Raw genomic sequence first — 13,308 nt, 5'->3', positions numbered from 1 at the left:
CAGAGCGAAGGAGCGTACCTCAGACAGGCATGAATAACTGAACAGTGATTGCGGGGCAAAAATGGAGCATCACAGGATCAGTTACTGACGTAGCCACAATCTGTTAGACCACCGATATTTCAACGCTTACCGGGGTCGCCGCATCTGCGGACATTTGAACCATGATCGGTACGGCTTCCGCACCGGGAACCATGTTGAAAATACGACCTTTCTCGCTGGCTTTGATTTCCATCGACACATTGCACTCAACCACGACGGTGCCTTCAGGCTTATCGATTTCAATTCGGTTGGGTGAAACTTGGCGCACTTCTTCGCCCGACGGTGAAACGATTGGAACGACCAGTGTTGTCGGCGAGGGTTTGCTTTCCGCACTCGGACCCATCGCCGAAATCGTGACTTTATCGTCCTGAAATTTGTAGCTCAGGCTGCAAGCCGCCGCGTCTGCGGGAACCAGGTTGCGATCTTCGTCTTGCATCTTCGCGGCGACGTCAAACGTGATTTGTTGATCCTCTTCCTTGACGTTGACCTCTGCCGTTAGGTCGTAGATGTTCGTGTACCAAGTATCATCTTGACGCGTTTCGACACGAGTGGTCAGCGGGAAATCGTCGCCCGGATTGGGTTGCTGATTCAGGGGTTCGACCTGAATGTAGCGAGCCATGCTGCTGGCCAACAACAATCCAACTTTGTCGTGATACAGAACCGCAAGCGATCCGCCGGTCGGTTGTTGGATGTGATCTTGATTCTTGGTTTTGTAAATGGAATCGTAAGCCGAAACGGTTCCACGCCACGGTCCCTTGGCTGCCAACCAAACTGCGATCTCGGGGAAGTGCTTGACCCCTTTGGCGGTCACGCGAGGCAGCGGTGTCGTGGTGTCGACTTTTGGCATCGAGTGCATCTTGTCTTGCACCAGCGCCATGACTTTTGCGTGCGCAAACGTGTGGTGCATGCATGGCTTGACGCCGTGTGATACGTAATGTGGTCCACCGTGCAGGAGTCCGTCGGCCGTGCAACGCCGAAGCAATTCAGCATTCTTGATTGCGGCTGTTCCAAACGCCGGGTTGTGACCGGCCAACAGGCTAAACGCTGGCTGACAACCGTCGGACGTTCGGCTGCCCCAATAACTCCATTTGGCCGATCGGGTTCCCCAGCTATTGTCCCAAGCGCCATCGGGAAGCATGAATTCCAGATGTCCGCCGAGCGATTCTACCATCAAGTCCAACAATTCGGTGTCGTTGACTTCCAAGGCGTACAGCACGACGCCGTTCAAAGATTCCTCGACGTTGTATCCCAGGTCCACCGGCAATAGCCCACGACCACTTCGATTGTCGTTGGGCTTGCCTTCACCCCACAACAACTTGTTTGGCTCGGTAAAGAACTCTTTGACCCGCTTAGCAAATTGCTCGCTTCGGTCAATGTATTTCGGTTCTTCGAGCAGGCGGCCAAACAGGTTGAAACCATAAACGGCCGTCATGCCATAGTTTAAGTTCGTAAAGTCAATTGTTTTGAAGTCGCGATACAAATAGCTTTCGACTGCTTCATGCAAACGCTTCGTCCAAGCCTGCCTGCGTTCTTCATCCAGGAGTTCACCGTGGTAGTGCAAGGCTTCTGCCAATCCGATCGCGCCAAAGATTGTCGTCCCGCGCCACGATTTTGGATTGATATCGTTGGTCCAACTGCGGTCGGGTTGGCTGACGTTGTTTTCAGCCCAATCGTAAACCTTGATCGCCGCGTCAAGGTACTTTTTGTCGCCAGTCACCTTGGCCAAATGCAAGAACGGGTAAACCGCATCGCTACATCGACCATGGATGTGGGTGCAGGAAGGACATTCCAGTGCGCCGTGAAGTCCGGGGTTATCCGGTGCGTTGATCTGGTGTTTGATCATGCCATCGCACCAATCCACCAGCAATTGTTTGGTCAGCAGATCGAAGTGGCTGCCGACGCTGACCCCGCGATCGGCCCCACCATCAATCGTGGAATCGGCGAGAAGATAATTCGTGGAAAGGGCCAAGCCAGCGTAACCGGCGGACAGACGATTGATGAAATTTCGGCGGTCGATGATGAAGCTCCTAAAGGTGGCGGATATCGTGCAGGCTTGTTTAGGAACGAGCGAGGAACAACTGTCGTCTTTCGCGGAGCGAAAGGCGACTATGAAAAGTCGCGAGTTCCTTGCATCCTTATTTACGTCGTGGAACCCAGGTGTCTGGGGCATCGAGCATCAGCGGTTCATGGAAGACGGTAAGCTGATCGCCCTGTTCTGTTATCCAGGCTTTGAGTTCGCTGTCTAATTGTAGCCGAACGCTAGCCAGCTCTGGGCTGTCCGCAAGATTGTTCAGTTCGTTTGGGTCTTCTTTTAAATCGAACAGTTCGTACTCGGGACGGCCGTAATAGCGGGCGAGAACTTTTGCGGCTTCGGGATCGGTCTTGGCGGCTTCGGTCCACTGTTTAAAGTAATCACCCGACGTTTCACGTAACAGCAAGTCGATGTAGGACGTGAAGGCGAATTCGGGGTGCGGATTCCAAATCAATTTGTAGCGATCGGTGCGAACGCTGCGACTGAGGTAGACATTCATCTTCACGTCGCCGCTGTGCGTGGTGAAAATTCGATCTCGCAGCGAGTCAGCGTCGCCGTAGATGACCGACGCAAACGATTGTCCATCCAAATTCTCAGGAACCTCGCCGCCACCGATATCGATCAGTGTCGGCAGGATATCGACCCAGCTAACCATCGCATCGGTTCGGCTGCCCGCTTCAATGCTGCCTTGCTGCGCGACGATCAGCGGCACGCGAATGCCTTCGTCATACAACGTCCACTTTCCAAACGGAAACTGAGCCCCATGATCGCTTGAAAAAACAAAGAGCTGGTCTTTGGATAAATGCTTGTCGGTCAATTCACGAAGTTCGCCCAAGTAGGCATCTAGGTCTTTGACTTCTTGCAGGTAACGAGAACGCTGAACCCGCGTCCGCGGTGTGTCCAGCAACTGTGGTGGCATCGACATCGATTCTGGATCCACGGACGATTCGCTCGGCCACGGGACATGCGGATCAGAGACACCGACGAACAGGGCAAGTGGGCGAGTGTCGGTGCGGTTTTCCAAAAAGTCAGTGACGGTCTGACGCAGTTCGGGAATGTTCTGTTTTAGATCGAACGTGTCGAACTTGTAGTCCGGGGCGCTCCGAAGATGCGCAACTTTTCCAAACGCGGCGGTTTGGTATCCCATCGCGTTTAGCACCGTCGTCAAACGAAGAACGTCTGCATGAGGATAGCTGTGGTTTTCCTCTGCGCCGTTACGAGCGGGCATCAACCCGGTCAACAAAGCCGCTCGGCTGACCGCGCAAGACGGGCTGGCAACAAACGCCTGATCGAATGTCATTCCATCGGCGGCCAATCGATCGATCGACGGCGTTTGGATGTTCGTTCCGCCGTAAAGCTTTAAGTCCGCCGCCGACAAGTCATCGGCTAAATAGACAACGATGTCCGGTTGGCGTTGGGTTTCATTTGCGAACGATGATGTTGAAAGGGCAATTCCGATCAGCAAGCAAGATAGAATTCGATTCATGTTTTTTGATTTGTTGTGGAGGTCATTTGCAAGGCTTTGTTTAACCGCGTGGGCATCGCCCCACGCCGCGAACGGTTTCTAAACTGTTTAACCGCGTGGGCATCGCCCCGCGCGTCCACGCGGAACGAAACACGCGGGGCGATGCCCACGCGGCTAAACATTCAATGGGTTTTACTGGACCAAAACTCTTCACGGCGTTGGGCATCGCCCCGCGCGTCCAATCAATCGCGGAATCGAAGCATCGCGGAACGCGCGGCCCGATGGGCACGCGGCTAAACGATCCTGTTCGAGTGTCTCGAATCGCGTTGATTGTGGCTTCACTTCACTTCCAGGGATACTTTGCCGCTGACTGGATTGGTGACAACCCAGCGGTCACCCTTTTGGGTTGCGGCGACTTGTTCGCCACCGGCGAATACGCCGCTGGTGCCTTCGCCTGCTGGCAGATCGATGTTCGCCGAGACTCCTTCGGGTAGCTCAACCGCAAGCGTGAAGGTGGCGTCATTGTTCCAATCGATGTTGATCGGTCCCTTCGCTGTTGGCACTTTGCCACGAGCGTATTTCAACCCGCCCGGCATGGGCCGGATGATGGCATGGTCCCATCCGGCCTTGGCCGCTTGCACACCTAGCACAAAACGCGGCAACAAGTTGGCCGGCGCGGCACCCCAAGCGTGGTTCCAATCTTGGTTAGGTTTGTACTTCATTTCCCAAGCTTCCCAGCTAATGGTCGTGCCGCTGTTGACCATGTGTTTCCAGCTACGGTCTCCGTCGGCCAGGATCAGGTCAACCGCTTTCTTGTCGCTGCCGTTTTGGAACAGGCTCTCCATGAAGTACTGGGCGGCATAGACACTGCACTGCATGTCACGCTCTTCCAACCAGGCGACGACGCCGTCGATTTTTTCTTCGGGTACCAACCCAAACGCTAGTGGGAAAAAGTTGGCGTGAATGCTGCTGTGATCGGTGCCGACACCGTCGCGATAAATGCCAGCACTTTCGTCAAACAGAGTTTTTTGGAACGAAGCCTTTGCAAGTTCAATGCGTGATTCAAACGCATTGGCGTCATCAACTTTGCCAACCGCGCGAGCCATTTTGGCCATTTGCTTTAGTGCTTCGATGTGAAAAGCATTGACGACTGTATTGATTTCTGTGAACACAAAACCGTCGCGTTCTTTTTGTGGCCAATCGACGATGTCATGCCGTGATTGATCCAGCTTGTCACTACGCACCAATCCGTCATCGCCGCTTCGATGTATCAGCGTTTTTGCTTTCAGTGATTCATAGCGATGCTTCAGCCACTGCGTATCGCCCGTGTGCATCCACTCGGCGTGTGCCATGAACACCATGTGCGGTGACCACTCGGTCGGCCAAGTGCCGTTTTCCATCAACCAATCAAACGTACGAGCCGCCATCGTAACGTTGTCATCGGTGTAATAGTGACTCAGTTGATTTAGGTAGGCGTCGGCTTCGTAGGGAATGCGTTCGCGATCGCCATCGACATACACGCCCGCGAACGTGGTCGCTTTGATGCTGTACTTACACAGATCCCAAATGCGATTCATCGTTTCATCGGAACATTCAAATGCACTGGCGTCGTCGTTCCAAGTCGCCGAGTAGGCGGCTCGTCTACGGATAAATTCATACGGATAGTCCGCATCAAGTCCTTCGATCTCGATCCAGCGAAATGGGATCACCGATTGCCATGCCGCTGGCATCAGCACGGCAGGCGGGTTCGCGGTTGTCAGCCCGGTTTGTTGAACATTCCGCAAGTCCACCGGGGCTGGCACGATCCAGTTCCCTCGTTCCTGACCAAGACGAATTTCAGTCATTCCGTAGCGAACCGTTCCCGGTGGTTTTCGGTCGATGCGATCGCCATTTAGCTTTTCACCAAAATGGACGCTAGCCTTTCCGCGACCGCTGGGAACCGGCATGACAATGTTGCCGAAAGCAACTTTGCCAAAATCGATTTGGGTGACCTTGTCATTGATTCGCTTGATCGTCACCGGTTCCTGTTCGGTCAGCTCCACATGTTGCTCGGCAGGAATTTCAGGCAATTCCTTGATGAACAAGTTGCGAAACCGATAGGTCTGACCTTTCTCACCGTGATGCTGAATTCCGATGTACCCGCTGGCGTCGGTTGCATCACGAAACAGAGCGGTTTGCACTCCATTGATTTCGATTTTGATCAAATCGTTAATGCAAGTGATCTCGAAGCGGTTCCAGCCGTTGCGATTGAGTGCATTGGCAACCGTCGGATCTGCAAAAGCAGCCTTTGATTCTGCTGAATGCGCAAGAAACTGATCTTTCGAGCGACCTTTGGTGCTGGGCCAAATCCAACCACGTCGGCTTTCGTCATAGAAACCGCCAGACCATTTGCGGTCGGATCCATCGCATTCGGCTTGATAACCGTAGACCTTTTTCTTGGCGTCTTCATCGACGTGACATCGGAACATCACCCCCGAATTGGCTGGTCCTTCGGGCAGATGAATTTCAACGCTAACGCGAAAGTCCGAGTACTTTTTCTCAGTCACCAAGAAGAATTTTTTGTCGCCGAGCAAATGAATCTCGCCATCAACAACTTTCGCTTCTCCATGCGAGTAAGGATTCCGCCATCCGGAAAGATCTTCTCCGTTAAACAACGGCGTGTAGCCGCGACTAACCATCGCATCGAATCCAGCGGAACCGTCTGGCTGTATCGCTGGTTTGGAGATGGAAGCGATAGGTAAGCTTTCAGACCAGCAAACTGTTGGAGCTAAAAACAAGGCAATGAAAACGAAAACCAATCGGGGCATCATGATGTCAATCTCGGCTTAAAAATTTGAAACGGCTTCGTCCCAGAAATGCTGCCTTACGACCAGGAAGCAAAACGGAATGACGCAAACGGCTGTTCGGGAAGGAACCCAGCATAGTGAAGATAAATAACAATTCAGGGCCATGCGTCGAGGAAACTCCGGCACGTTTCCCGCTGACGCCAAGAAGGCTGACAAGAGAAAACGATCGAGATGTAAAAAAAGGCTGACATGGAAACCACATCAGCCTTTGTGTTGCCTCGATGACAAAGCGGTCAGAACAACTTACTCGTTGGCACCAATCTGTCCTGCTTCGGAGGAACGCTTCGCCTCATCCGCGATCATAGCATTGTATTTATCAATTTCACTCTGCTCGAGTCCATCGGCAATCGAACTGGGTTCCGATGAACCGCATCCGCCAACCAAAACCAAAGCAAATACACACAATAAAATACGTGACTTCATCTCTTCTCCTTAGCAAGCCCACGTTTGGTGGGCAAAGTATGAAAGCTTAAAACTTTCGCCCTGCCATCGGTAGTCGATAGCAGAGCGAAAAGCAAATTTATCCGAGCAAACCGAATGGTCTAAAACTCTTCGTCAATGATTTCCTTGTTGGCACGCGTGCCCAAAGACCCCCACAGCCCGTATTGGCTTGCCGAACCCGGCGCAGGCTGGGTTGGTTGACCGTGATAGGAAACCTGTCTAGCGTTGCCATTGCCGGCGTCGATTGAGTCAGTGATAAACTTCACCGCGCCGTCGCCCATCAACACGTGAGCTCCACCTTGGTGGCGACTTGAAACCGTCACATTGGAGTCGTTGCTCGCGAATCCGCCGGTACAAACGCCGGAGTTCGGAGGCAGAATGGTATGCACTTGCGAAAAGACGTGCATGCAATCGTGCCATCGGAAGCCGCGACCGAGCGCGGTGCTAGTGGAAGCACCCGCCGCTGGCGACCAAAACTGAGGACGCAGTGGATCGTGGAACTGATCCATAAAGCGAGGGTTCGTTCGGCATTCGGCACGACCGTGACCCGCTCGGTCGTTGAAAGCACTGTCCTGGGGAAGGGATGTTCGAACATCATTGTCACCCAAGTCGGTTGCAAGTTCTCCACACATAATCGTGTTGGATAGCCCATCGAGAACGTCACGAAACTTCATGGGGCTGTTCATGAGAAACATACCCCTATGAACCATCCGCGATCGCTCAGCTTGCTGATCATTGTTTTCCGTATACGGAACCGTGGCACCGCGAGAAATTAAGGAAACAAACAACCGGCCTTCTCGTGACATGATCGAAGAATCGCCCATGCAAGCGCCGTAGTTGGTACGCCCGAGCGATGGAAGCCCCGTGCCGGGGTCGCTTGGACAACGGAAAGATGGAATGTTGGTGGTCCATGGCCCGTAGTCAATTCTTGCGACTCCTGGTCCCATTGCTTGCCAAGGTGGTGTTCGAGGGGTGCCGTCCGCGTTAATTGAGATGGGATTCGAGATCTGCTCCCACAACGCCTGCTGCTCGATAAACGGCAAAGTGCCGATTAAGAAGGAGCCACGACGATTGATGCTATTCTCATCACTATCACCAGCATAAACCTGCTGCCCTGCCCAACGGTCGGTTCCGCAGCCATGAATCGGCATGTTCTTGAAGGCGGAGTGATAATTGTGAATCCCCAAGCCAATTTGCTTGAAGTTGTTACTGCAGCTCATCCGGCGAGCTGCTTCGCGGGCTGCCTGGACTGCGGGCAGCAAGAGGCCGACCAACACGCCAATGATCGCAATGACCACCAACAGTTCGACCAAAGTAAATCCAGTTCGATTCCGTTTCATCTGAAAACTCCTTCAACTCTGATATGAGGAAAAAAGGGAAGAGCCCCTCGGTTGGCGACCCAGCGTGGACCGCCCATCGGCAGAACTCCTATTATCTCAATCCCGGGAAGTAGTGGGTTTTTCGCGCGAAAAACCAAAAGAATTCCCTTTAAACTGGTCTAGCGTGGTTTTCGCACACTTTCCGGCCAGGAATGGCTGGGCAAACCACTTTTTGAATCTGGGCAAGCTCTTGTGAGCCGCCGGCAGTAACGCCTCCGGAAAAACGAAAAAGGGCTGGTGTGGTCATCCACACCAGCCCCGGCTAGTAACTATTCCATGAACCATTTCCAATGGAAAGCGAAAGTCAAAACAGGAGAAACCTAAGCGGCAATGCAGTTAACGCCGCGGCAGAGATCGCGATGAAGCGAATCCGCCTTAAACCGCTGGATTCCAAACGCTGTTGGGTAGGAAACCTACTGCGCAGCTTTGTCCATCGCTTCGTCCTTGGCTATCTGCTCCTCATAGAATTTCTGATCTTCAGGAGTGTTTTGGACCTGGGCTTCGCCGCCTCCTCCACATCCGGGAATGGAGATGAGGGCCGAAACTCCGACGAAAAAAGCACATGCAAACCGCTTCATTTTCATTTCTCTACCTTGACTCATTGTAAAAACTAAACTTGTTTTGATGGCTCGCGGGGGGAAATCCCAGCGACGCCGTTACGCTGCCCACAAAGCCCGCGACGCCGATGACGACGCAGGCTTCACGTGGCCTGATTGATAACCAAAATACTTGAGCATCTGACGTAATCGTCAGCCTGCTCTAGAATTCCCCATCGATCACTTCTTTGCTAGCACGTGTACCCAGCGAGCCCCACAAACCGTAAGGGCTAGCGGAACCGGCTGTGTTAGGCGGAATGGCCACCACAGCGGTGCTGTTTAATGACACAGGTGCCTGTTGTTGCGATCCAGCTTCGATGGAGTCCGTAATGAACTTCACCGCACCATCACCCATCAACACATGAACGCCACCTTGGTGCCGACTACTTGGCGGAAGGAACCCGTTTCGTACCTCTCGCTGGAAAGTCGCACCATTCCATTCGCCATCCGTGTTTGCCGTCATGCAGGCGGGAGCGTTTGGAGGAAGCATTGTGTTCATGCCGTTGAAGATCGGGAAAGCACTGGCCCAAGCGAAACCACGTCCGTGCCGGGCATCTCTGGTGGGAAGCGTGTTGGTGCCGCCTTGCCAAAATCCCGGACGCAAGTTGTCTCTGGCCGGGTTCAACGAGCAAATATCAGGGCCGACGATCGCGTTTCCGTCGCCATCCTGAAGCGGCAAGTCCTGCAGGCCAGCGGTGCGGACATCGTTGTCACCCAAGTCGGTTGCAATTTCACCGGCCATGATCGTGTTGGAGAGTCCATCCAGGATGTCGCGGAATCGGGTCGATTCACAGGGGACAAAAATGCCGCGTTGGCCAGCACGTGTTTGCTGTGCCAGTCCTGAATCATTGGCAACATCCGTTGACACTGTCATCGGGCCAATTACTCCTCGAGCGAAACTGTCACCCAAGCAGGCTGCATAGTTCGTACGGCCCCAGGAAGGGATGCCAATGCCTGGGTCACTTGGGCAGCGGAGTGTTGGGATATTGGTAATCCACGGGTCGAAGTCACTTCGAGCCGGTGAAGCACCCATCGGCGGGAATATGTTGTTGTCATCAGAGCCACCGACGACCATTTCCCAGATCGCTTGTTGCTCGATAAATGGCATCAGCCCCACCAAAATGCTCAACCTGCCCTGATTGCAGTCGCGGCTCCAACTGAAAACCCGACGCCATTCGGCTGTCGGAGGTCCCCCGGTTCCACCCATGTGCCGCGGCAACTGGTTGAAAGCGCTGTGGTAATTGTGTAACCCAAGCCCAATTTGCTTGAAGTTGTTGCTGCAGCTCATTCGGCGAGCTGCTTCTCGGGCTGCCTGAACGGCGGGCAGCAGAAGGCCGACCAAAACGCCGATGATCGCAATGACCACCAACAATTCGACCAAAGTAAAACCAATACGTTTTCGTCTCATCTCATGTACTCCGTTGTAAATCCAAAAAAATTACGAGGTCTCGTTGGTGCCCATTATAGAGCCCTTTCGAGGTCAATGCACCAACTCCGGCCTGTATTACCGCGAAATGCTGGTTTCTGACCCGCAAAGTTTTTTAGAAAGAACGTTTTTTTTGGGAGAGCAGTTTTTGTAGATCTATTTGGTGAAAGTCTGCAAAAATTCCAGGAGTTTTCGTGATCTTAGATAGAGAGCGTGTGAAACGCTGTTTGAGGCCGTTTTAAAACGTAGCTGATCCCGCCAGGGTTCAGTCCGCGTTCGACTTAAGCTCGACTGAACCCTGGCGGGATCAGCTACGGGCAGGTCGCCAGCAACCTGGATGGTCGTTTTACGACAGTTTCTCTGCAATCCTTTTTTGAGAGCGATCCTTTTTCAAGACTTGTTCCGAAGCAATTTCCTGATTTCCCAACCTCAACCCGAACGCGTAAGCGAGGGATTTACCCGTCAAGCAAGATCCCTCGCTTACGCGTTCGGGTTGGGTTTGGTGGAATCCGATTCTTAGTAAGTTTTCTTGGGACGATTCCTTGTAGCGTTGCTGCCCCCACCCATACCCCCCCCGAAAAGGTGTAATCGATTACAACGAAAGGCTCATCTGAAGACGAGTTCGTCAAATTGCTTGCGATGCATTCGAGCAAGATCATGTCGTTCATTCGAATCTTGGCGATGAATCGCCAGGATGAGTCTGAGGAGATTTTCCAGCTCACATCGATGGTGCTATGGCAAAAGTTTTCCCAATACGACAGCGATGGCAGCTTTCCCGCCTGGGCTTGTCGAATCGCTCATTTTGAAATGTTGAAGTATCGAGAATCCAAGCGCCGGTTCAAATTGTTAAGCGATGAGGCGATTGAGTCTCTGGCTTTCGCGGCGTTTCCAATTTCGTCCCAAGTTAACGAACGAAGGCTCGCTTTGTCCAAGTGCTTAGAAAATCTGCCCGATAGCGATCACGAGCTAATTCGGCAGAGGTATTTCGACCATTTAAGCGTGAGCGAAATTTCGGAACTCGTCGGCCGTTCGACTCACGCAATCTATCGCGAACTGAGCCGAGTTCATGGCGTTTTGTTGCGCTGCGTCGAGCGGTCCATCAGCGAGGGCTTGCAATGACGATCCAAGAGAAGGACCTGCGGGCTTTGCGAACTTTGATTTTGAAGTCGCAATCAGAATCGCTCAGCGAGGCTGAAACGTCGGAGCTTGAGCGGCTGTGTCGAATCGACGGCGGAGCGAAAGAAGTAGCGGCTTTGATTGATCAATTGTGCGCGTTCGGTGACTCGGGGTCGCTCGATTCTTTGCCAATGGCGAAGTTGTTGGCCGAAGCGTTTGGCAATGAAAGTCGGCCGCATTTCAAGTCAGCCCCCGGTCGAGTTCCTTTGTCAAAGCTCGATCGAAATGTGCGTGGTGAAGAAAAGGTTGCGGCTGGTTCAAGCCGATGGACAAATTCGGTTTGGTTGATCGGTTTGGCTGCGAGCCACCTGTTTATCGCTTCCCTGGTTTGGTCTTTCGCAAACTCATCGTCAAGCAATGACTCGACAGCGGTTGCTTTGCTGGAAGCATCGCGACCGCAGTTGGTGTCGATGACGGCCTGTGTTTGGCGTGATTCAGACGGGCCCACACCGTCGCTTGGGCAGTCGATTCGCTTTGGCGAAATGCTGGATCTTGCCGAGGGTGTTGCTGAATTGAAAATCGGTGAAGGGACATCTGGCGAAGCTTTGGTGCGAGTTGAAGGTCCAGCGAGTGTCTACATCCACGGTGATGGACAGCTCGAATTGCGTAATGGATCACTGACCGTTAAGTCGCTGGGAACGGGAAGCGAACAAGTCCTGATCATTACCCCAATCGGTCTGGTTATGATTGATGGTCAAAGTTCGATTGGTTTGATGTCTCAGGCCAGTGTGAACGAAGTTCATTTGTTCGCCGGGCGAGGATTGATTGAACCGATCCGATCTTTCTCCAGAAGCAAGCAGCTTCGGCTGGAAGCGGGAGAAGCAGTCCGGTTTTCAACTAGTTCAGGATCAGAAAGGTTGGGGCCGGTTATGTTTGAGGCTTCGATGTCCAGCTTTGTTTCAGCGCGTTCGTCTGGATTCGATCCATTAAATATCGGCCAAGATTATGTTGACGCCGTCTTGGAATCAAAGCCCAGTGTGTATTGGCGGTTTGAGGAATTACTTGGCGAGTCACCCTATTTCGTCGCCAATCAAGGCAGCGCCCCCGACATGGACGCCGAGATGTTTGGTGAATCCGGTTGGCGTCGGTATGGTGAAAATCGAGTGGCTGAATTGGGCAAAATCGGAACTTCTTCCGGATTCGCCAGTACGGGAACTTGGCCGCCCAAGCCGTTAGCGAATTACACGATTGAAATGTGGGTCAAGCCAGAGCTTTATCATCACGGCGAAATGTTCTGTATGCACGAGCCAGTGAAAGAAGAGGATGGGCGTTACTCGCATTCGATGATGATTGAGACGTTGGTCCAGCATTGGAAAAACCCTCTGGAGGACTTCCGGCCGCATCGGTTTCGGTTTGTCCATCGAACCCCGTCATCAGGAGTCGTGACAGATGGCAGCAACTTAGTGGGCGGGCAGCCTTACCAGGTGCGAACGTGGCAGCACCTTGCCGCTCAGAAACAAGGGGATCGCGTGTCGCTTTGGATCGATGGACGTTTGGCAATTGAACAGTTGGATCCAGATCTACTCAACGAGAATCTGCAAATCGTGATCGGTCAGCTTTACTTGACAAGAACTGAACGCCGATTCGTTGGCCAGATCGACGAGGTCGCCATTTACGATCGTTGTCTTAGCCCTGAAGAATTGCGAGGCCACATCATCGCCGCCGGTCGGTCCGTGGCAGTCGTCGAGTCGAACTGAGGACCGCCGCAACAATTAGTGGCGGGGAAATTGGTAGCGAAAGTCGCCAAGACTTTCGGTTTGCCGAGTTGCCGAAACTCTTGGCGAGTTTCGCTACGCCACTTATTGTTCCGACGGTCCTAACCACAACACCGTGAAGAGATTTGATCCAGCAAAAAAACATCGTTTCGTTTAGCCGCGTGGGCATCGCCCCGCGCGTTCGGTGCGGCAC

At 53.0% G+C, this 13,308-nt stretch carries 9 protein-coding genes; 2 read left to right on the top strand and 7 right to left on the bottom strand.

The features are described from left to right. Positions 1-103 precede the first annotated feature (103 nt). The 7 genes from RC85_RS05820 to RC85_RS05790 form a co-directional block, all read right to left on the bottom strand. The gene (locus RC85_RS05820; RefSeq protein WP_068259834.1) at positions 104-2,056 is read right to left on the bottom strand and encodes an ulvan lysase-like protein; all 1,953 of its coding nucleotides are present in this window, start codon (positions 2,054-2,056) and stop codon (positions 104-106) included. A gap of 118 nt (positions 2,057-2,174) precedes the next feature. Continuing rightward, positions 2,175-3,557: a sulfatase family protein gene (locus RC85_RS05815; RefSeq protein ID WP_068259764.1), complete on the bottom strand. Its 1,383-nt coding sequence runs from the start codon at positions 3,555-3,557 to the stop codon at positions 2,175-2,177. A gap of 317 nt (positions 3,558-3,874) precedes the next feature. Beyond that, positions 3,875-6,214 carry a family 78 glycoside hydrolase catalytic domain gene (locus tag RC85_RS05810; protein ID WP_235033274.1) on the bottom strand — a complete coding sequence of 780 codons (2,340 nt, stop codon included), beginning with the start codon at positions 6,212-6,214 and terminating at the stop codon, positions 3,875-3,877. Between the two features lie 411 nt (positions 6,215-6,625). Beyond that, on the bottom strand, positions 6,626-6,805 hold the full coding sequence (locus tag RC85_RS05805; RefSeq protein WP_068259760.1) for a hypothetical protein: 180 nt from the start codon (positions 6,803-6,805) through the stop codon (positions 6,626-6,628). A gap of 119 nt (positions 6,806-6,924) precedes the next feature. Beyond that, positions 6,925-8,163: a DUF1559 domain-containing protein gene (locus RC85_RS05800; protein WP_068259756.1), complete on the bottom strand. Its 1,239-nt coding sequence runs from the start codon at positions 8,161-8,163 to the stop codon at positions 6,925-6,927. Between the two features lie 452 nt (positions 8,164-8,615). Beyond that, positions 8,616-8,804: a hypothetical protein gene (locus RC85_RS05795; RefSeq protein WP_068259753.1), complete on the bottom strand. Its 189-nt coding sequence runs from the start codon at positions 8,802-8,804 to the stop codon at positions 8,616-8,618. 157 nt (positions 8,805-8,961) lie between these two features. Then, complete coding sequence (locus RC85_RS05790) at positions 8,962-10,206, bottom strand: DUF1559 domain-containing protein (RefSeq protein ID WP_068259751.1); 1,245 nt, start codon at positions 10,204-10,206, stop codon at positions 8,962-8,964. Positions 10,207-10,854: 648 nt separating this feature from the next. Between RC85_RS05790 and RC85_RS05785 the strand changes: the two genes are divergently transcribed. Both RC85_RS05785 and RC85_RS05780 read left to right on the top strand, forming a co-directional pair. Next, positions 10,855-11,343, top strand: coding sequence for a sigma-70 family RNA polymerase sigma factor (locus tag RC85_RS05785; protein ID WP_338060566.1), 489 nt, complete (start codon positions 10,855-10,857; stop codon positions 11,341-11,343). Continuing rightward, positions 11,340-13,097, top strand: coding sequence for a LamG domain-containing protein (locus tag RC85_RS05780; RefSeq protein ID WP_068259745.1), 1,758 nt, complete (start codon positions 11,340-11,342; stop codon positions 13,095-13,097). Before RC85_RS05785 ends, RC85_RS05780 begins: the two co-directional genes overlap by 4 nt. Positions 13,098-13,308 lie beyond the last annotated feature (211 nt).

It is taken from the genome of Rubripirellula obstinata (genome assembly GCF_001642955.1).
Taxonomy (GTDB): domain Bacteria; phylum Planctomycetota; class Planctomycetia; order Pirellulales; family Pirellulaceae; genus Rubripirellula; species Rubripirellula obstinata.
The sequence above is the reverse complement of the archived record's forward strand: the minus strand, read 5'-3'. Positions and strand labels throughout refer to the sequence as shown.

Excerpts from the sequence above, each read along its gene's own strand:
- RC85_RS05815 (WP_068259764.1), bottom strand. The coding sequence starts at position 3,557 with ATGAATCGAATTCTATCTTGCTTGCTGATCGGAATTGCCCTTTCAACA.
- RC85_RS05810 (WP_235033274.1), bottom strand. The coding sequence starts at position 6,214 with ATGGTTAGTCGCGGCTACACGCCGTTGTTTAACGGAGAAGATCTTTCC.
- RC85_RS05805 (WP_068259760.1), bottom strand. The coding sequence starts at position 6,805 with ATGAAGTCACGTATTTTATTGTGTGTATTTGCTTTGGTTTTGGTTGGC.
- RC85_RS05800 (WP_068259756.1), bottom strand. The coding sequence starts at position 8,163 with ATGAAACGGAATCGAACTGGATTTACTTTGGTCGAACTGTTGGTGGTC.
- RC85_RS05795 (WP_068259753.1), bottom strand. The coding sequence starts at position 8,804 with ATGAGTCAAGGTAGAGAAATGAAAATGAAGCGGTTTGCATGTGCTTTT.
- RC85_RS05790 (WP_068259751.1), bottom strand. The coding sequence starts at position 10,206 with ATGAGACGAAAACGTATTGGTTTTACTTTGGTCGAATTGTTGGTGGTC.
- RC85_RS05780 (WP_068259745.1), top strand. The coding sequence starts at position 11,340 with ATGACGATCCAAGAGAAGGACCTGCGGGCTTTGCGAACTTTGATTTTG.